This window comes from Pseudomonas sp. MDT2-39-1 (assembly GCF_054898085.1).
Genome location: NZ_CM142716.1, coordinates 835,146 through 853,972, shown reverse-complemented (window position 1 = coordinate 853,972; position 18,827 = coordinate 835,146). Strand labels below are relative to the sequence as shown.

Genomic DNA, 18,827 nt, shown 5'->3' with positions numbered 1-18,827 from the left:
GCGCTTAGCTCTTGATATTCCATAAAGCTATAAATAGATAATTATATATTCCTTTTGTTGTCGGTTGAGGTGGTGCACTTTGAAGGCCTGCGCATCCATGCGGATGTGTCCGACACCAGACAGGAAGCCTCAACATGACCATCAAAGCGATCAACGTCCGCAACCAGTTCAAAGGCATCATCAAGGAAATAGTGACGGGCGAAGTGGTGTCCGAAATCGACGTACAAACCGCGTCCGGCATTGTCACCTCGGTGATTACCACTCGCTCGGTGCGCGACCTTGAATTGAAAGTGGGCAGCGAGGTGATTGCTTTCGTCAAATCCACCGAAGTGTCGATCGCCAAGCTCTGAAGAGCCCGTTCGAAATTCTACATCTGCGGCCTCGGCTAATGCCGGTAAGTCACGAGCGACGAAAATCCTGTGGGAGCGTGGCTTGCCCGCGGAGAATGCACCGCGGTTTTTCAGGTATTTTGCGTCATCGTTCTTCGCGGGCAAGCCACGCTCCCACAGGTTCTGCGTTTTGATTTACGGGTATTAGCGGCTTCGGCCGCTTTTTTTTGTCGGCGGCTCAGTGCCGCGATGGTTCTTCCAATCACGTTGAGGTTTTCATGGTGACTCCTTTCAAACGCTCCCCGTTGACCCTGTTGGCAGCCACCGTGGCGGCGATGAGTGCGTTACTCAGCGGCGGCGTTCAGGCCGAAGGCAAGATCAGCATTGCCCAGCAATTTGGCATCGGTTACCTGATCCTGGATGTGGTGCGCGATCAGCAGCTCATCGAGAGACATGGCAAGGAGCAGGGACTCGACATCAAGGTCGACTGGAACAGCATCTCCGGTGCCACGGCGATGAACGAGGCGCTGCTGGCCGGTGCGCTGGATGTGGTGTCGGCCGGCGTGCCGCCGATGCTGACGATCTGGGACCGGACCAAGGGTAAGCAAAACGTCAAGGCCATCGCGTCGCTGGGTTCGATGCCTAACTACCTGCTGACCAATAATCCGAATGTGAAAAGCCTCAAGGACTTCACTGAAAAGGATCGCATCGCCGTACCGGCGGCGGGTGTAGGTTTCCAGTCGCGCACGTTGCAGATCGAAACGGCCAAGCAGTTCGGCGCTGAGAACTTCAAAAAGTTTGACGACATCTCGATCAGCCTCGCGCACCCGGATGCGACGTCGGCGCTGATTGCTGGCGGTTCGGAGATCAACTCACATTTTTCCAGCCCGCCGTTCCAGTATCAGGAACTGCAAAGTCCCAGCGTGCACAAGGTGCTGAGTTCCTACGATGTATTGGGTGGCCAGGCCACGTTTAACGTGCTGTACACCACCGAGAAATTCCACGACGAAAACCCGAAAACCTACAAGGCGTTCTACGCGGCGCTGGCCGAGGCCGAGAAAATCATCAAGGCCGACAAGCCCGCAGCCGCCCAGACCTATATCCGCGTGGAGCAATCGAAACTATCCTTGCCATTGGTAGAGAAAATTGTCGCCGACCCCGAAATCGACTTTACCGTGGTGCCACAGCGCACCTTTATCTACGCCGAGCAACTGCAGGCGCTTGGCGTGCTGAAAAACAAGGCTGACAGCTGGAAAGATTACTTCTTTGAGGAAGCACATGGCGGTGCAGGCAGTTGAGAAAAGACCGGACATTATGCAAAAGCAGAGCTACCAAGTGCTGGAAGTCGCCAACGGCAAACCGATCAAACTCTGGACCGAAGGCGTCCCGGTAGAAAGCGAAGCCAGGCAGCAATTGATCAACACCGCGAAGATGCCGTTCATCTTCAAACATCTGGCGGTGATGCCCGACGTGCACCTGGGCAAGGGCTCGACCATCGGCAGTGTGATTCCTACCGTGGGCGCGATCATACCGGCCGCCGTCGGCGTGGATATTGGCTGCGGCATGATCGCCGCGCGCACGTCGCTGACCGCCGCTGATTTGCCGGACAACCTGCATGGTTTGCGCTGCGCGATCGAAAAAGCGGTGCCCCATGGCCGCACGGTTGGTCGTGGCATCAAGGACAAAGGTGCCTGGGACAGCGTTCCGAAACAGGCCGATCATGCCTGGGCTGCCTTGAGTCCACGGTTCAAGGCGATCACCGACAAGTACCCGAAACTCGCCAGCACCAACAACCGTGGACACTTGGGCACGCTGGGCAGCGGTAACCATTTTATCGAGGTGTGCCTGGATGAAACCAACCAGGTCTGGTTCATGCTGCACAGCGGTTCACGCGGGGTCGGCAACGCCATTGGCAACCTGTTCATTCAACTGGCCCAGGCCGACATGCGCCAGCACCTCGCCAATCTGCCGGACCGTGACCTGGCGTATTTCGAAGAAGGAAGCCGGCATTTTGATGATTACGTCGAAGCTGTCGGTTGGGCCCAGGATTTCGCCAGACAGAACCGTGCATTGATGATGCACGCGGTGATTCAGGCAGCACGCAAAGTGATCAGCAAACCGTTCGACGTCGCCCTGGAGGCGGTGAACTGCCACCACAACTACGTGCAGAAAGAACGGCATTTTGGTCAGGACATTCTGGTCACCCGCAAGGGCGCGGTGTCAGCGCAGAAGGGCGAGTTGGGGATCATTCCGGGATCGATGGGCGCGAAGAGTTTCATCGTTCGCGGGCTCGGCAACGAGCAATCGTTCTGCTCCTGCAGCCACGGCGCCGGCCGCGTGATGAGCCGCACCAAAGCGAAAAGCCTGTTCACCGTCGCCGACCAGATCCGCGCCACCGCCCACGTCGAATGCCGCAAGGATGCGTCGGTGATCGATGAAATACCGATGGCCTACAAAGACATCGACCACGTCATGCACGCCCAGCGCGAGCTGGTGGAAGTGCTGCACACCTTGCGTCAGGTGGTGTGCGTGAAGGGTTAGGCACTTCTGCGTCAGCCCAGCCCTTTCAGGCTGGGCTTTTTCAGGCCTGAACAGTCACTGATCCTTTTCGCAGTTCACCATCCACGACACACCGAAGCGGTCCACCAGCATGCCGAAGCGTGCCGCCCAGAAAGTGGCTTCCAATGGCATTTGAACTTTGCCTTCGTCCGATAAGGCGCCGAAGACACGCTCGGCTTCGGCAATGCTGTCGACATTCAGCGAGACCGAGCAACCGCTCATTTCATCAGTAGGACGATCAGGTGTGGTGTCCGAACCCATGATCGCCTGATCACCCACCGCCAGACGGGTATGGATGATCAGGTTGTGGTAGTCCGCGGGAAAGTGCTCGCGCGCCGGACTTTCGCCGAAGGTCATCATCATTTCGATCTGGCCTTGCAGGGCTTGTTCATAGAAGGTGAAGGCAGCTTTGCAGTCGCCGTTGAAGATGAGGTAGGGATTGATTTTCATGTTTGCTCCCGGTAACCGAGGGACTGGAGTCCCACTTTGGCCTTTGAATTGACTCCAAATAGCAAAGCGTTAGATGCGCGGTTGTGCAGAGTTTGTTTAGACGGTTTTTCTATGGAAGGGGCGGGGCTTATTGCTTCATTGATGCGTGACGACGCCGAAGACAAAGTATTTTTAACAATACTACGTGCTCTCGGCTGCCCCATGCTGCGTCTGCCCAACGGGACAAGCTATTGCGAATTTGGCAATAACATGCCCGGAGGGGCAGCTAAGCAGATGGTTTGCCTATTTTGTGGTGTTTCAATAATTGATTAAGCAGCACGCTCGTAGTCGATAATTGCTTCGGCCGCTTCCTCAGCTCCAAAAAACACGCGGGGCTCAATGCCGTCCTCCAAGCTTTGGCGCTGAAGATCTTCGAGACTTTGCTCATATTCGGTAATTAGCGCTCGATCGAATCGATCAAGTGACTTTGGCGTCCAGATGAAAAGGGTGCATTTGTCTTGAGGCGCATCGGCGATTTTGTGTTTTACAAAGTGGAGATCCCACAAGCGACTTTTGGCGCCATCGACATGGCGGCTAATCTGCTTTGAGGGTTTTATTTTTGCCAGACTAGCGACCATTTTGTTCCCGGAAAAAAATAAGCTACCCCGGGATCCCTGCATCGCTTGGGTGTGGAGTGGAAGGTTGAAACGGTCCCGTAGCCTAGGCAATATTCCAAGGACACGCTCTTGTATGTCGGAGCGAAGCTGACCCAGATTCTGTTCGTAAACGATCGGATCGTCTTCAGCGTCTTCTTCTTCAATAGCGTCGGAGTGAACTGAGGAGAGGCTTGATGTGAGGCTGCACGCCTGCTGAAGAATATGCTTCATGTTCACACCTAGACCCTTTCGGATTTTCCCAACGGAAACCCCGTGGATACCTGCTGAAAAACTGCCCTCAAAGCCGTTCTCTGCAAACTCAAGGGCTCTGTTAAGAGCCATCTCCATCATTTGCCGCATTCCTGTTGCAGAGGCTCCATACAGGCACTTTAATGCTTTTTCACTAATTGCCAGGCAACCGTCGACGCCGGTGCTCGATTTCGCAACAACCGCGATTGTCAGGCGTTCTCCCGATTGGACGATGGGCTCAAGGTAAATGGGAGCCCAATCGGCCTCATACTCTGGAAAACTTGGGAAGTCAGAAAGATCTGGAAGCATCTTGTTAGATCGCCAAACTGTTTTGTTTTACACCAAGCGCGCTATCCATTAGCACACCCATATGATGGACTCGGGACTCAAGGAATTCCACCACCCGGTCAACGTGCTCAATAGATACCTGGCAATACTCCGGCTGGCTAGCTGCCGCATATTTTCGGAAATCTGCGTCGTATATGGGGGCAGAGCTGTTCTTGAGCTTTTTGGCAGACAGGTGACGCTCGAAAACGGTGACCTCACCGATCACCATTTGCAGCAAGCGATTCTGGATGTTTTTTCCGGCCTCGGGCACGGGTGAAGCTAAAGCTTCTTCATGGTCGATCAGCCAAATTGTACCGTCGGCACCGACAAGCAAATTCCGCAGATTCCTATCCGTGTTGGCGACTAGCTCGTCAAATACGATTGCTGCGTGAAGATGAGACCATTTGTTCAGGAGGTGCGAGACTTTGTCGAATTTGATAGCACGACTGAAAGGAATGGCATTTGTGTCGATGCTGGCGAGGGCAATGCACTTGCCTGGTCCTCGCCCGAGTGACTCGCCTCTTGTGATGACTAGCGCGGTGAGGGGAATTGGGAGGCCAAAATACCGTCCGATTGTGGCGCTCATCGTTTCTGCGAACAAGCGCTCCGCCGGAAGGAATTTTACATAGGCATGAAGGCCGCGTTTGTATCCCTTTAGCCCGGTAATTGTCCCGTAGAACAGCGGGTGCTGACCCTTGATGTCCGGATCATCGATGGGGTCCCCCTGTAGGAAAAGTCCCAGCGGAATGTCCAAGACTTCCAGACTTGAGATCGACATCCTTTTCTACGCTTCCCTTGTCGCCTGACTTTTGATCAGCGACCTTCATTTTTAAGTAAATCCCCTGATCCGTTGGCTTCTGCCAGCAGTTGAGGGGCGGATTTTCTTGGCAAGTCATCAAGCTAACGAAACAGGGGAATGGAGCTCGCTCGCGGCTTTCTGGCTTAGAGGGAGAATGTAGGAGGTTAAGTCGTATGGCAATGTACGTTCACTTCAGGTCACAATTTTTTCGCGGTCGACCATCCACGGCCATAGGCGAGCATATGGAGAAGTCCGGCAGTGATGCGGCGACGGCCTAACCGGAGTGGTTAGCGCTGGCACTGAAGTAACGCTGGTCGTCAGGCCACCGCTCGGGCGGCAGGTGATGGGCGCAGCAAGCGTTCGACAGCACCCATCACCAGGTTTTCCAGTAACTCATCGCGCTGCGCTTCCTCCAGCGGATGCTGCGCCAGCCAGCCGGGTGCGCTGTTGAACAGGTTGGCGATGGCATGTCCCGTGGCGATCAAACCCTGTTCGCCGAGACGGGACGGGGCGCCGAGCATCTTCAGCAACGTGCGTTCGTATTGCTCGCGCAACTGGCGAACACGCGCTTGTTGCTCTTCGTTCAGGCAGCCGCTGTCGCGCTCCGCCAGGCGAAAATGCCACGGCATTTCCCGGTGCAGATTCAGGTGTACGCGGATCAGGTTCGGCAATTTGTCGCGTTTGGCCGAGGCCTTTTGATCGATGCGCCCGAGGGTCGACAGCAGTTCCTCGTAGAACTCCTCGATCAGGTCGAGCAGCAAGTGCTGCTTGCTCGGGTAATGGTGATACAACGAGCCCGGGGACAACCCCAGGCACGTTGCCAGCTCACGCATGCCGACCTGCCCGAACCCCTTGCTGGCAAACAACTCCAACACTTGGTCCCGGTACTCGGCGAAGCGCGAGCAACGCTCAGGCATAGGCATGGAAGCCACGTCCTGACTTGCGTCCCAGGTAGCCGGCGGCGACCATTTCCTTGAGCAGCGGAGCGGGGCGGTATTTGCTGTCGTTGAAACCGTCGTAGAAGGCTTCGAGAATCGCCAGCACGGTGTCCAGACCGATCAGGTCGGCCAATGCCAGCGGGCCGATGGGCTGGTTGCAGCCCAGGCGCATGCCGGCGTCGATGTCGTCGGCGCTGGCCAGCCCTTCCTGGAACACCAGAATCGCTTCATTGATCATCGGCACCAGAATCCGATTGACCACGAAGCCCGGGCGGTTGCCGGCGGTGATCGCGGTTTTGCCGAGAGTGGTGGCCATGTCCAGCGCCAAGGCGTGGGTCGCGTCGCTGGTTTGCAGGCCTCGGATCACTTCGATCAGGCCCATCACCGGCACCGGGTTGAAGAAGTGCAGGCCGATGAAGCGCTCAGGCTGGCTGACGCTGGCGGCGAGTTGAGTAATCGACAGCGACGAGGTGTTGGAGGCGATCACGCACTCGGCGCTGACCTGTGCGGCGATCTGTTGCAGCACGCGCAGTTTCAGGTCGAGGTTTTCGGTGGCGGCTTCAATCACCAGTTGCACGTTCTGGAGGCTGCTGTAATCGGTGCTGGTGCGGATTTTGTCGAGGGCGGTGAGCTTTTGCGCTTCGGTCAGGGTTTCCTTGGCGATCTGCCGGTCGAGGTTTTTGCCGACGGTGGCCAGCGCCTTTTGCAGGGCGCTTTCGGAGATGTCGAGCAAGGTCACGTTTAAACCGGCCAGCGCACAGACTTGTGCAATGCCGTTGCCCATGGTGCCCGCGCCGATCACGCCAATGTTTTGCAGATTCATGTACCCGTCCTTCCGATCAACCTTGCGATACCTTGGCCGCCGCAACGGCCGAAGGCGTACTATTGGCCGCGAGTCTAGAACCGGCAGGGCAGTTGTCCTATGCCGCAACTGTTCAACGGTGCTGGTGTTTTTTGCCATTCGGGCGATGAGGAGAGAAGCGTTCAAATGCGGGAAAAGGACTCGGTGGCGGCCTATTTCGTGCAGGCGATGATCCATTGGCAAGGGGACAATCCGCAGCGCTCGCGAGCTGCGCTGGAAGAGGCTGGCATCGACCCGGCATTGATCGAGCAGCCGACCGCACGAGTGCCGGCGAGCGCGTTTGCCGCGCTGTGGCTGATTCAGATCCGCACGTTGGACGACGAATTTTTCCGCCTCGACTCCCACGGCATGCCGCCCGGCAGCTTCGCGCTGATCTGCCGCGCCTTGATCCAGGAACCCGACCTGCACAAAGCCATGCGCCAATGCCTAGCCAACTTCGCGCTGTTCCTGCGCGACTTTCGCGGCACGCTGACCGTGCGCGGCAAACGCGCCATCATCAGCCTCGACACCCACGCGCAAAACGAAGACGCCAGCCGTTTCGGTGAAGAGACGTTTCTGGTGTTGATGATCAGCCTGTTGTGCTGGCTGGGCGGGCGGCGCATCCCCATTGACCGCGCAGATTTTCGCCATGAGCGCGTTCCCCTCAGCGATGACCGATTGCTCTGGGGCCCCAACCTGACCTTCGGCGCCGAACGCACCGAAATCGAATTCGCCAGCCACTACCTGCGCCTCCCGGTGGTCCAGGACCTGGCCTCACTGAAAGTGTTCCTGCGCACGGCGCCGCAATGGCTGGTGATCCGTTTCCGTAACCAGCATGGCCTCGCGTCACAAGTCCATCAGCGCCTGCGTAACAGCCATTACAGCCAATGGCCGACCTTGCAGGCGTTTGCCCTGGAACAACACCTGAGCCCCAGCACCTTCCGCCGCAAACTGGAACGGGAAGGGTGTTCGTATCAGGAGATCAAGGATGAAGTGCGGCGTGGGGTGGCGTTTGAGCAGTTACGTGAGAGTCGGGCGAGTATCAGCGACATTGCCGAGCAGCTGGGTTTTCAGGAGCCGAGTGCGTTTCATCGGGCGTTCAAGAAGTGGACGGGGGAGAGTCCGGGGCGGTATCGGGCGCGGTTTCAGAGGGGCGTGGGGGAGGCTTTCGAAAGTTGAGTCAGTCAGCGGACATCATGGCTTCGCTTCCCCTTAGCGAGGAGCAAGTCCTCGCTAAGGGGAGCAGTGATTACTTAGGTGGAACGAAGTTGTCCAGCATTCGGTTCGCCGCCAGTTCCCCCAGCATGATGACCTGCTGAAGTGCCAACAGGGTATGCCGATGGGGACCTTCTACCAATGCCGCCACGTCACCGGCCATGACACTGGCCGATGCCAAGTTCTCACACGTTTGAACCAGCAAGGTTTCATGGTCGATGTCTGGCGCGATCATAAAAATAGTGCTCGGTTTGCGTGGAGTGTTGTTCATGAGCGCTGCCGGATTGAGATAGAAATCGAGGGCGCGCTCGGCGGCCTCATTGAGTTTTTTTGAGTCGACAGACTCGTACGGCGATGCCGGATTGGTGTCCGGCGGATTGGGTGTAACTTTGAACATAGATGAAGCTCCTACTGCAGATTTTAAGGAGCCATCACCCTTGCTACCAAACGAGGGTGGCGGCCATACGCGGGTTGGTAGACCGGCTGCAATAGGAAACCCGGCGCTCACAAAGGAGCCCCACGCATGACCACCATATAAAGCCGAGCCCAAAAAAAGAGACTGCATAAGGTGTTGCCATACGGCTATTTGCAGACGGGCTACCAAACCCGATCACTGTTTTTTCAGTGACAGGGAAACGATATAGCCCACTCCATAGCCGCACAAGCCGGCGGATTCTGTCTTAACCGTAGGTAACGGCGCAAGGATTTGTAGCCTTCGGGACGTAACACTGAGTGTCTTTAAACACGCGCTGTTAAACGCGTGAAACCCTTCCAATATCTGAGGAAGCGTCCGACATTTTAGGCTGGTGTGTTGCGGCGCGGACGCACCCGCCGCCCGCCTAAATCTTGCAGGGCGCGGGTGGTGCCGAAGTGTTTTTTGAGTCGGGGTTTTTGTTCACGATGCCGGATCGATCACCGGCGGATGCCGGTATGACGTTGGACGTTGCGTCGCTTCACAGTTCAAATTTGCTGCCGGATAGCCTGCCGCACTGTCGTTAGCAAAACCTCTAGCTCTGAAGTCATGGGCTGAGCGCCAGGTAGAACAAGCCCGTTCAGGCCTATCGGGTAACGTAAATTGTATGGGGCCTTGTGAAGTCGGTTCAAACATTGAGCCCACTGCGGCAGTTCCGAAGCGATTGAGAGTCCTCCCTGATTAGACTTTTCCCAGAGCTTCTCGATGTCGTGCCTGATTGAGCGTAACTCGCCCAGAGATGTCCCGTTCTTTGACAGATAGGCTTTAAGCAAACATAAAGAACCCGGCGAAACTGGTCGGTCGATTGGGCTCGCTTGATTTGGCCCAGCCCTTCGATGTTGTGCTACTGGTGTTGCTTGATTCAGATTTCAATGCTTTTGCGATGTACGAAGCGAGTCGCGAGGTGGTGGTTACAGCCCTGACGAAGCCGGGGTCGAAAGCTCGCAATGAGCGTGGGGCCCTCGGGATCAGGCAGTTCATGGCAATAAGTTCGCAGCGCTGGCTGCGTTCGTGAGAATTAGCTCCTTTCCATGTGACATGCCCCAGCACTCAAGGCGTGCAGAACCCCGTATAGGACCTGATCTGTGAGGCGTTATGACAATTGAAAAGCAATGGGAGGATTTACTGACACCTGCTGTGATGCAGGAGCGATTGGTTTCCACATCTCTCTACATAACTGCTTTTGAAATGCTTAAAGAGTCCATCGTTGGTCGGTTGAAAGATTTCTATTGCATCGGCTTTACCGAAGATGGAATCACTACCTCGCCAGATTATGAGCTCAAAGTCCTCTCACTTAATAAAAGTCCCCTTTACGCCTCGTTGAGGTGGCTTGCGGATGCGGAAGCAATTGATCAAAAGGATGTTGACGTCTTTGACCAGCTTAAGCAGCTACGCAACTCGTTAGCGCATGAGTTGCCTGAAATCGTTTTGACGGGAAAAGATGTCGCGCTGATGGAAAAAATGCAGGATGTCATGACTCTGATGCGAAAGATCGAGGTCTGGTGGGTCGTCAACGTCGAAATATCTACGAATCCAGACTTTGATGGCACTGATATCAACCCTGATGAGATCACACCAGGCCCAATACTAATGATGCAGATAATATTTGAGGTTCTCTCTGGCAACGAAGCACTAAAGGATCACTACAAAAACAACAGATCGGCACCGTAGGTTTGAAGGCTGGTAGATAGCAGATGAGCACCGGCCCTGCTTCGAACGAATCGATAGTCTCTGAAAAAATCGGATACTTGACGGCAGTAACGCGCGCGCAATGTTCTAACTCAACCACTCCCACCCTCAAGCCGAAAGGCGCTAGTAATTATGTTGCTCTTGGAATTCGACTGATGATTTTTTTTAGGTCGAAGCCGCGCAAACGACTCTCCTCCAGCAATTCAGTAAATTGTCGCATGTAAATCAGAGCGTCAGCCTCTGAGGGTCTTTCTACGCCCTTCAGAATCAACGAGAGCATTTTCTGCATCACATCTGTCCCGTGCTGAATGAAATGCTCTTCCGTCCAACCCCGCATGTACCTGCTGGCTCGGTACCTGTGCTCTACGAAATCCTGACCTGATTTCGGAGGTGGCGGTAACGGTCGATTAATCTCGAACTTTGTATTGCTTATGTCACGGATCTGAGCATGTCTATGCCCTTGAGAGTGCGCCCAGGACTCAACGAAAAGGCTGATTTCAGCTTCGATTTTATGATGTCGAAAAGCATTAAAGCCGTTGCTGATTATGAAGGCTGGTACCTGCTTTCCTGTAGCTGCCTGTAATCGGTACGTTGTTTGAATCAATATGATGAAATCGATGTGTGAAAATCGTCCAGGATCTTTACCCCCTCCGCTTAGCCAGTAGCTGAATCTGTCTACGAGCTGAGATACAGGTATGCTCTCCAAGGTCTCGTTCAAGACTAGAAGTATCCCGGGTGTCTCTGGGTCCAGCTTGAGAAGCTTTTTGGTTGAACCGATCTGATCTTTAGCCTTCCGGCATATACCTTCGACTACAGTGGTGGCTTTTGCAAAAATCTTATTTAGATGTACCTGGCCACCAGGCATATTTTTGATGGCAGTATTAAGATCATATTCTCCAAACAACAAAGGAAAATCCTCAGATTCCATAGCGGGTGTGGCTTGAACAAAGATCTTTTCCTTGGGGTCAACTTTGAGGGTTTTCAGTTCGGTAATCGCTTTCCTATTGAAAAACAGATAATCAGCTATTTTGACATTGGGAGGTTGTTCGACATGGCCGTCCAAAGGGGTCACATGACTCTGGCTGGCAAGGAAACTGATCATCCGCTGCTCGATATCAAAATCGCTATCCATGTGCCCCTTCCTTGAAAAAATTCCTATAAAAAGATTCTAGTGCATAAAACACGAAATGGCTGGTCAAGTGCTCAACCGTTGTAGGTGGCCGATAGGAATACATGCTCAGGTGGGGTGCGCGTGAAAAGATGGTGGACCACGCGTGTAATAGCTGATATCCGCGAATGATGCAGATGACTTGATGGCAATACGGTAAGGAGAATCACTGAAATGTGATACTTACGGTTCAGCACTAAACCTTATCGGCTCCCCGCCGATAAACTTAGCAAGGACACATACCTTTTACATTCAGTCACAAATCATAGCCACCGATGCGCGCACAGCTCGGAAGGCCATTGCAAGGAGCAAAATGTACATTATAAAGAACAGTATTACAGAGAGTGATGTTCGGCCAATTATCAGTCTTGCATTGGCAAATTATGTAGATCTGGCTAATAAAGTTTTGCGCGTATCCAGTCCAACAAGCTCGCTTTGCAAAACAGTGATGGAAGCCGAAATAAATGCTTATCTACAGGACATATTAACTGGGTGCTATGGTGACCTAGGCGGTTCAATCACTGTCGCTAAAGATCAAAAAACCGGAAGTGTTTTGGGCTTTGCTCTTGGCATGCAGTCGTCGTGCCCTGAGCACTGCGGAATCAACTATACCGCCGTTCGAAGTGACGCACGTAGAAAAGGAATTTTGCGTGCGATGCTCGGCCCTTTTCAACAACGTTACACAACTGTGGATCTCAGCTGTCATCCAAAAACTGTTCCTATTTATCAGGCTTTAGGGTTTCGTGCATATGGCCGGCAGGCTGTTCAGATTTCTATGCGCTGGGGCACTCCAAGGCCTCAGAACTTCATGCCTGTAGTCAACGTCGAGTCATTCGAGCCAGTACAGCTCGCACATGCTGCTGCTTGCAGAAACGTAGCGCCAAAAGATTGGAATTCACTCAATAAGGCTCGGGAACTGCGCGTAAGTGAAATAACAGATTTTCTTGGGCGCCAGCTACCCATTCCGTATATGACTATTACCGATTAATAATGAAGGTCAAGAGTGTCGAGCGTTTTCCCTTGAGTAACTAACCTGTTTAGATTCATCGTTGCTCTGTGGTGCCAATTTTTGATACAGGTTCAGATTTTTAGGAGTTGCAGATGGATAAGAAATACATCATAGATCGGTCTAAGCTCCTACCGGGTGACATCATACTCACCGCCGAGCAAGCCCCAGTGAGCAAAATCGTTAGGATTGCCACGCTTTCTCGCTATTCTCATGCCGCCCTTTGGGTTGGTGGGACAATGATTGAGGCGACTCAAGACGGCGTGTTTTCTAAGAATGCTCAGCGGCTCATTCTCGAAAAAGCGAGCCATGCGGACGTTTATCGAAGCCGAACACCACTCACGGAAAACCGGGCTCAACAAATATGCGATTACGCACGGTCGCAAGTCGGCACCCTTTATGCCCTAGATGAAGCCATGCTAGTGCTCCCGATGCGCGTTAAGAAGCTTGGTCTGAAAGAGACCAAGCGCCAATTCTGTTCAAGGCTCGTAGCCCTCGCGTATCAGCAAAGCGGCTACGATCTAAAAAACCTTCGTCAACCTCTCTTCTGCACACCACGAATGCTTTCTGTGTGCACTGCATTTCAGAAGGTTCCCGACATGATCCGTGCGGCTACATCGGCAGAGCTTGCGTTTGCTGAAACGGATGACCCAGTGAAGAAAAATCAGGAGCATATCTTCGAGTGGCTTAATGCGGTACGCGAACTGGTCAAAGCAGATGAGGCGCTTAGTTCTGAGTTCGATATTCAAGCGGTCAATGATGTTAATGATCTCTTATATGCTCACCCAAATTTAGATGGGGTCATCACCGCACTAATCCGGTCTAATGAATATCTGACGTTTTACAATCACGACACAAAAAACGAACATTTGGCATACAGATATAACAAATTCGCAATGATTCAAATGGTAAATTCTTTTGATAATCCATTTGATTTTTTGCTGGAAGAGTTAAAAAAAGAACCTGAAATGTTTCGCCGGTTTGAAATAATGACCTTGTCGATGATTGAGAAGTACGAGGATACTGGGCTGGCCTATTTTCGCGAACACGTTACCCTATATAAAAACCTTATGACCGGCGTTCATGTGAGACTCACACACATAGCAATAGGCCTAGATTGGATTGATGAAGATGACGCAGCAGAAAGCGTATTGAAGCTAGCAGAAATGGCAGCATCAGTTATCAAAAAGGCGAAAGTTGTATTGGGTGAATAATGGGCGGATCAAATTCACGGTTTGCTAAGCTGCGCTAAAGCCATTTGTGCGGCTTCCAGGTTACCCAAGTAGTGCCCGGTGATTTCGATTTCAAAGATGTCGCGTTCAAAGGGTGGCGGTACGGTAAGTTTGTAGTTGAACAGTGCATGAGCCTGTTCCAGTTCAATTTGGGAGTCGCTCACCGGGTCGTACCAGCACTCACCGCCGAGCAACGCCGTCGCCCATGAGTTTGCACAGGAACAGGATGACGCTTTCGGTGATGCTGGTGATGAGCGAGTGGTGATCGGTTGGTCGACGAGTTCGTGGATTGTCTGGAGGGTGAGTCGCGTTATGCGCTGTTGGGTTTTTCCAACAGCATCAAGACGGCGGAGATCACGGCGAACCGGGTGTTGGATAAGATTGATCTGTCCAGGTAGTCGGTAACTCGTTGAGCTGTGCAGCGGGGCCTTTTTTGGGGCCGCTGCGCAGCCCAGCGGGAGCAAGCTCCCTCGCCACAGGTGTTTCTCGCCTGTGGAATTTCCGGCTGAAGTACCATGACGACATTGTCGCGTTCAGCGACCCTCATCTGCCGAGTCCATCACCCCATGCCTGCGGCACTTTCCCGTTTCACCTCATTGCTCGACCAGGCCCGTCGCGCCTTGCTCCTGGTCTGGGGCACCTCTCGCGGTCTGTTCCTCGGCCTGGTTCTGGCCACCCTGATCGCCGGTGTCCTCCCGGCCCTGGCCGCCTGGCTGGGTCAGCGCATCGTCGATGCAGTGGTCTTCGCCATGCAATTGCACGCGCAGCAGGGCAGTGCGCCGTTGTGGCCAGTGGTTCGTTACGTGTTGTTTGAAGCCGGCGTGCTGGCGTTGCTGTCCGGGACGCAGCGGGCGCTGTCGGTTCAGCAGTCGTTGTTGCGGGTGCAGTTGGGGCAGAAGGTCAACACGATGATTCTGGAGAAGGCCCAGACGTTGTCGCTGGTGCAGTTCGAGAATTCCGAGTTTTACGACAAGTTGGTTCGGGTGCGGCGCGAAGCGTCGACGCGGCCCTTGGCATTGGTGATGAAGTCGTTGGGGCTGATCCAGAACCTGATTGTGTTGATCAGCTTCGGCGTGTTGCTGGTGCATTTTTCGCCGTGGGCGCTGGTGTTGCTGGTGGTGGGCGCGTTGCCGGTGTTTTTCGCCGAAGCGCATTTTTCCGGGGATGCGTTCAGGCTGTTCACGCGTCGGGCGCCGGAGAGTCGGCAGCAGAACTATATCGAGACGCTGCTCTCCCATGAGGGTTACATCAAAGAGGTCAAGCTGTTCGGCTTCGCGCCGTTGCTGTTGCAGCGTTATCGCGAGACGTTCGCCCGTCTGTATACGGAAGACCGGCGGCTGACCTTGCGCCGGGATGGCTGGGGATTTGTGCTGGGGTTGCTGGGCACCGCCGCGTTTTACCTGGCCTATGCGTGGGTGGTGGTCGATACCGTCCATGGCCAAATCAGTCTCGGGCAGATGACCATGTACCTGGTGCTGTTCAAGCAGGGGCAGACGGCGGTAAGCAGCAGTTTGAGCGCCATCAGCGGTCTCTACGAGGATGGGTTGTACCTGTCGAGCCTCTACGAGTACCTGGCCGAACCGGTGGTGGCCGATGCCGGGCATCTCACGGTGGGGGCGGTGCCCGGTGATGGTTTGCGATTCGAGAACGTGGGTTTCCGTTATCCGGGTGCGAGTCGGGCCGCTCTGGAAGGCATCGACTTGCACCTTGTGCCGGGGCGCAGCCTGGCGCTGGTGGGGGAGAACGGCTCGGGCAAGACCACGCTGATCAAGTTGCTGACCCGTTTGTATCGTCCCGATCATGGACGCATTTTGCTCGACGGCAGCGATTTGCAGACGTGGGAAGAAGACGCGCTGCGCCGGCGCATCGGGGTGATTTTTCAGGATTACATCCGCTACCAGTTTTCCGTCGGCGAGAACATCGGTGTCGGCGATACGCTGGCGTTCAGCGATGAGCAACGCTGGAAAGCAGCGGCCACCGAAGGCATGGCTGCGCCGTTCATCGAGGGGCTTGATCGAGGCTACGCCACGCAATTGGGACGTTGGTTTGCCGGTGGCCAGGAGTTATCGGGCGGGCAGTGGCAGAAGATCGCCTTGTCCCGCGCTTACATGCGCCGTAACGCCGATATCCTGATTCTGGACGAGCCGACCTCGGCACTCGACCCTGCCGCGGAAGCGGCGGTGTTCGAGCATTTCAGCGAACACACCGAAGGCCGCATGACGTTGCTGATTTCCCACCGGTTTTCCAGCGTGCGCAATGCGGACCACATCATTGTGCTGGATCAGGGGGCGATCCTTGAGCGCGGCGATCACGACAGTCTGGTGGCGGCGGGCGGGCGCTATGCGCAGTTGTTCAACCTGCAAGCCCGGGGTTATCGCTAGGCCCGGCGATTTGCGGTGGTTTTGCTTTCATCAGGCCTTCGAGTGCCTGGCGATATTGGCTGCCACCCAGGCTCATGCTGTTGTTGTGCGTACCGCCGGGGATAAGCAACAGGCGCTTGGGTTCGCTGGCGGCATTGAACAGCTGCTGGCTGAACCGCGAGGGCATGAACGGATCGGCCAGGCCATGCACCACCAATAACGGCATGTCGATGTCGACGATCTTGTCGATGGAATCGAATTTCTGCGACAGCAGCCAGCGCACCGGCAGCCATTTCACCGGCAGGTTGCTGTCGGCCACTTGCGCCACGGCATCGCCCAGCGACGTGAAGGTTGACTCGATCACCAAACCGCGCACCGGGATCACGCTGTGGTCCTTTTTCGCCTGCGCCGCCAGGTCAGCGGCGAGGTCGATGGCCACCGCGCCGCCGAGGGAATGGCCGTAGATCAGGCGCTTGTTGGCGTCCGGTTGCATCGCCTTGAAGCGCTCCCAAGCGACGCGGGCGTCTTCGTAAACGCTGGCTTCCGACGGCAGGTCACCCTTGCTCTGGCCAAAGCCGCGGTAGTCGATGGCCAGCACCGAATACCCCATCGCGCGCAATTGCTCGATGCGGGACGCCTGTCCGGTCAGGTTCCAGCGCACACCGTGCAAATACAGGATCGAGGGCGCATCGCGACGCGCGGCCGGCCACCACCAGGCATGCAGGTTTTGCCCGGGCTTGAAGCCGGCAGGCTTGATATCGAATTCCTGAACGTCCTTTGGCAAACCGCGATACCAGCCGGCGGTGCCCGGCTCGATGCGGAACAGCAGCTCGCGTTCCTTGTATTTGAGTACGCCGCAACCCACGGGCAAGCCGACGACCAGCGCGGCCATGCACAGCCATGGCAGCCAGCGTCGGCTGATGCGGCTCATCAAGTTTGAAAACATGCAAAGGTCCGGAGGATGAAAAGGAAAGTTCGGGTTTTAACAGATGCGTGGGGGAGATGGGGATTAATTCGACAGTCGTGTATTACCCGATAACTAATGTGGGAGCGGCGGTGCGGCGATCCGACTTGTTCGCGAAAGCGGAGTGTCAGTCACCTCAATGCTGGATGTGCCGACGCCTTCGCGAGCAAGCCCACAATGGAATGCGTCCCCCTGTGGGAGCGAGCTTGCTCCGGGCGGCGTTCCGACGATGGGGCCATTCCTGCCTACGCATCTTCAAAGCTGTGCGCAAAGCCATTCGTCTTTGCTTCAACCTGGAAAACTGCCTGCTCACCGACGCCGAAAAGGTGCAGGCCTGCGAGATCTGCCGTGAACTGAAGGTTGCGTTCGTCAACACATCCACCGGTTTCAGCCGCAGCGGCGCCACCGTGGAAGATGTTGCGCTGATGCGCCGCACCGTCGGACCTGACATCGGCGTCAAGGCCTCCGGTGGCGTGCGCGACTACCCGACCGCCCTGGCGATGATCGAAGCCGGCGCCACACGACTGGCCACCAGCTCAGGCATCGCGATCATCGGCGGCGCACTAGCGGCAGGCGAGGGTTACTGATCAGTCCACCTGCAACACAATCTTGCCGATGTGATCGCCGGCTTCCATCCGCGCATGGGCCTGCGCCGCCTCGGTGTACGGGTAAACCTTGTCGATCATCGGCAGGCAACGCCCGGCGGCGAGTACGGGCCACACGTATTCACGCAGCTGTTCGGCGATCGAGGCTTTTTCTTCCCGTGTGCGTGAGCGCATCAGGGAGCCGGTGATCGTCGCGCGCTTGCCCAGGATTGCCATCAGATCGACGTCTTTGGCGTGGGCGCCGCCGAGAAAGCCCAGCATCACCAGGCGACCTTCCATGCCCAGTGCCGCGATGTTCTGATTCAGGTACGAGCCGCCCATGATGTCGAGGATCACGTTGACGCCTTTGGCGGCGGTTTTTTCCGCGATGACCTGGACGAAATCCTGGTCGCGGTAGTTGATCGCCTCGGCGCCCAACTGACGGATCGCCGCACACTTTTCCTCACTGCCCGCCGTGGCGAACGCCTTGACGCCGAATTCGCGGCAGAGCATCAGCGCGGTGGTGCCGATGCCGCTGGTGCCACCGTGAATCAGCGCGCGCTGGCCTTTGCTGGCGCCGCCCATGTCGAACAGATTGGCCCACACCGTGAAGAAGGTTTCCGGGACTGCCGCTGCGTGCACCCAATCCATGCCATCAGGAATCGGCAGCGTCTGGCTGGCCGGCGCGACGCAATATTGCGCGTAACCGCCGCCATTGGTCAGCGCGCAGACGTTGTCGCCGACGATGAATTCGCTGACGCCAGCGCCGATCGCCACCACTTCACCGGCCACTTCCAGCCCGGGAATCGGGCTCATGCCGGGTTTCATCGGGTACTTGCCAGTGCGTTGAATCACATCGGGACGATTGACCCCGGCGGCGTGCACGCGAATCAACACTTCGCCCGCGCCGGCCGTTGGCACCGGCTCCTGGCGCGGCTTCAACACCTCCGGGCCACCGGGCTCGGTGATTTCAATCAGGGTCATGGTGTGGGGGAGCGTCATGTTGAAGT

Annotated in this window: 19 protein-coding genes and 2 pseudogenes; 11 read left to right on the top strand and 10 right to left on the bottom strand. The window is 55.6% G+C overall.

Annotated features, from left to right (window positions below):
• The first annotated feature begins 134 nt into the window (after positions 1–134).
• The 3 genes from ACYZTM_RS04310 (at position 135) to ACYZTM_RS04300 (ending at position 2,870) form a co-directional block, all read left to right on the top strand.
• Positions 135–350, top strand: a complete 216-nt coding sequence (locus ACYZTM_RS04310) for a TOBE domain-containing protein (protein WP_461987271.1) — start codon at positions 135–137, stop codon at positions 348–350.
• 257 nt (positions 351–607) lie between these two features.
• A complete protein-coding gene (locus ACYZTM_RS04305) occupies positions 608–1,627 on the top strand; it encodes an ABC transporter substrate-binding protein (protein WP_461987269.1) in 1,020 nt (339 codons plus the stop codon).
• A 16-nt stretch (positions 1,628–1,643) separates the two neighbouring features.
• Positions 1,644–2,870, top strand: a complete 1,227-nt coding sequence (locus ACYZTM_RS04300; protein WP_131059632.1) for an RtcB family protein — start codon at positions 1,644–1,646, stop codon at positions 2,868–2,870.
• A gap of 54 nt (positions 2,871–2,924) precedes the next feature.
• Here the strand turns inward: ACYZTM_RS04300 and ACYZTM_RS04295 are convergent, their stop codons facing one another.
• Positions 2,925–3,338 carry a VOC family protein gene (locus ACYZTM_RS04295; RefSeq protein WP_461987267.1) on the bottom strand — a complete coding sequence of 138 codons (414 nt, stop codon included), beginning with the start codon at positions 3,336–3,338 and terminating at the stop codon, positions 2,925–2,927.
• 36 nt (positions 3,339–3,374) lie between these two features.
• On the opposite strand from ACYZTM_RS04295, the gene ACYZTM_RS04290 reads away from it, so the two are divergent.
• Positions 3,375–3,650, top strand: a complete 276-nt coding sequence (locus ACYZTM_RS04290) for a hypothetical protein (RefSeq protein WP_131059634.1) — start codon at positions 3,375–3,377, stop codon at positions 3,648–3,650.
• On the opposite strand, the gene ACYZTM_RS04285 is transcribed toward ACYZTM_RS04290, so the two are convergent.
• The 4 genes from ACYZTM_RS04285 to ACYZTM_RS04270 all read right to left on the bottom strand — a co-directional run bounded on the left by ACYZTM_RS04285 (position 3,647) and on the right by ACYZTM_RS04270 (position 7,109).
• Entirely contained in the window at positions 3,647–4,531 is an 885-nt protein-coding gene (locus ACYZTM_RS04285) for a hypothetical protein (RefSeq protein WP_131059635.1), read from the bottom strand. The two genes, ACYZTM_RS04290 and ACYZTM_RS04285, sit on opposite strands and share 4 nt — an antisense overlap.
• Positions 4,532–4,535: 4 nt before the next feature.
• A complete protein-coding gene (locus ACYZTM_RS04280; RefSeq protein ID WP_461987264.1) occupies positions 4,536–5,327 on the bottom strand; it encodes a HipA family kinase in 792 nt (263 codons plus the stop codon).
• Between the two features lie 338 nt (positions 5,328–5,665).
• The gene (locus ACYZTM_RS04275; RefSeq protein ID WP_461987262.1) at positions 5,666–6,271 is read right to left on the bottom strand and encodes a TetR/AcrR family transcriptional regulator; all 606 of its coding nucleotides are present in this window, start codon (positions 6,269–6,271) and stop codon (positions 5,666–5,668) included.
• Positions 6,258–7,109, bottom strand: a complete 852-nt coding sequence (locus ACYZTM_RS04270; RefSeq protein ID WP_131059639.1) for a 3-hydroxybutyryl-CoA dehydrogenase — start codon at positions 7,107–7,109, stop codon at positions 6,258–6,260. The genes ACYZTM_RS04275 and ACYZTM_RS04270 overlap by 14 nt, the downstream gene beginning before the upstream one ends.
• A 165-nt stretch (positions 7,110–7,274) precedes the next feature.
• Between ACYZTM_RS04270 and ACYZTM_RS04265 the strand changes: the two genes are divergently transcribed.
• On the top strand, positions 7,275–8,306 hold the full coding sequence (locus ACYZTM_RS04265) for an AraC family transcriptional regulator (protein WP_461987260.1): 1,032 nt from the start codon (positions 7,275–7,277) through the stop codon (positions 8,304–8,306).
• A gap of 70 nt (positions 8,307–8,376) precedes the next feature.
• Here ACYZTM_RS04265 and ACYZTM_RS04260 read toward each other — a convergent pair whose 3' ends face one another.
• Entirely contained in the window at positions 8,377–8,739 is a 363-nt protein-coding gene (locus tag ACYZTM_RS04260; protein WP_461987258.1) for a DUF6124 family protein, read from the bottom strand.
• A gap of 1,170 nt (positions 8,740–9,909) precedes the next feature.
• On the opposite strand from ACYZTM_RS04260, the gene ACYZTM_RS04255 reads away from it, so the two are divergent.
• Entirely contained in the window at positions 9,910–10,485 is a 576-nt protein-coding gene (locus tag ACYZTM_RS04255; RefSeq protein WP_461987256.1) for a hypothetical protein, read from the top strand.
• 148 nt (positions 10,486–10,633) lie between these two features.
• Here the strand turns inward: ACYZTM_RS04255 and ACYZTM_RS04250 are convergent, their stop codons facing one another.
• Complete coding sequence (locus tag ACYZTM_RS04250) at positions 10,634–11,635, bottom strand: hypothetical protein (RefSeq protein ID WP_461987254.1); 1,002 nt, start codon at positions 11,633–11,635, stop codon at positions 10,634–10,636.
• Between the two features lie 349 nt (positions 11,636–11,984).
• On the opposite strand from ACYZTM_RS04250, the gene ACYZTM_RS04245 reads away from it, so the two are divergent.
• Both ACYZTM_RS04245 and ACYZTM_RS04240 read left to right on the top strand, forming a co-directional pair.
• The gene (locus ACYZTM_RS04245; RefSeq protein ID WP_461987252.1) at positions 11,985–12,659 is read left to right on the top strand and encodes an N-acetyltransferase; all 675 of its coding nucleotides are present in this window, start codon (positions 11,985–11,987) and stop codon (positions 12,657–12,659) included.
• Between the two features lie 113 nt (positions 12,660–12,772).
• The gene (locus tag ACYZTM_RS04240) at positions 12,773–13,891 is read left to right on the top strand and encodes a YiiX/YebB-like N1pC/P60 family cysteine hydrolase (RefSeq protein ID WP_461987250.1); all 1,119 of its coding nucleotides are present in this window, start codon (positions 12,773–12,775) and stop codon (positions 13,889–13,891) included.
• A 14-nt stretch (positions 13,892–13,905) separates the two neighbouring features.
• Here the strand turns inward: ACYZTM_RS04240 and ACYZTM_RS04235 are convergent, their stop codons facing one another.
• Positions 13,906–14,073: a hypothetical protein gene (locus ACYZTM_RS04235; RefSeq protein WP_461987248.1), complete on the bottom strand. Its 168-nt coding sequence runs from the start codon at positions 14,071–14,073 to the stop codon at positions 13,906–13,908.
• A 90-nt stretch (positions 14,074–14,163) separates the two neighbouring features.
• Here ACYZTM_RS04235 and ACYZTM_RS04230 point away from each other — a divergent pair.
• Together ACYZTM_RS04230 and ACYZTM_RS04225 are read left to right on the top strand one after the other, a co-directional pair.
• Positions 14,164–14,307: pseudogene (locus ACYZTM_RS04230) on the top strand (DUF6124 family protein); the annotation flags it as partial.
• 168 nt (positions 14,308–14,475) lie between these two features.
• Positions 14,476–16,290 (top strand): ABC transporter ATP-binding protein, encoded by a 1,815-nt coding sequence (locus tag ACYZTM_RS04225; RefSeq protein WP_461987246.1) that lies wholly within the window; start codon positions 14,476–14,478, stop codon positions 16,288–16,290.
• Here ACYZTM_RS04225 and ACYZTM_RS04220 read toward each other — a convergent pair.
• A complete protein-coding gene (locus ACYZTM_RS04220; protein WP_461987244.1) occupies positions 16,262–17,215 on the bottom strand; it encodes an alpha/beta hydrolase in 954 nt (317 codons plus the stop codon). The genes ACYZTM_RS04225 and ACYZTM_RS04220 overlap by 29 nt on opposite strands.
• Before the next feature lie 311 nt (positions 17,216–17,526).
• Here ACYZTM_RS04220 and ACYZTM_RS04215 point away from each other — a divergent pair.
• Positions 17,527–17,820 (top strand): annotated as a pseudogene (locus tag ACYZTM_RS04215) (deoxyribose-phosphate aldolase); the annotation flags it as partial.
• Here the strand turns inward: ACYZTM_RS04215 and ACYZTM_RS04210 are convergent.
• On the bottom strand, positions 17,821–18,819 hold the full coding sequence (locus ACYZTM_RS04210; RefSeq protein ID WP_131059644.1) for an NAD(P)H-quinone oxidoreductase: 999 nt from the start codon (positions 18,817–18,819) through the stop codon (positions 17,821–17,823). It lies immediately after the preceding pseudogene.
• Between the last annotated feature and the right edge of the window lie 8 nt (positions 18,820–18,827).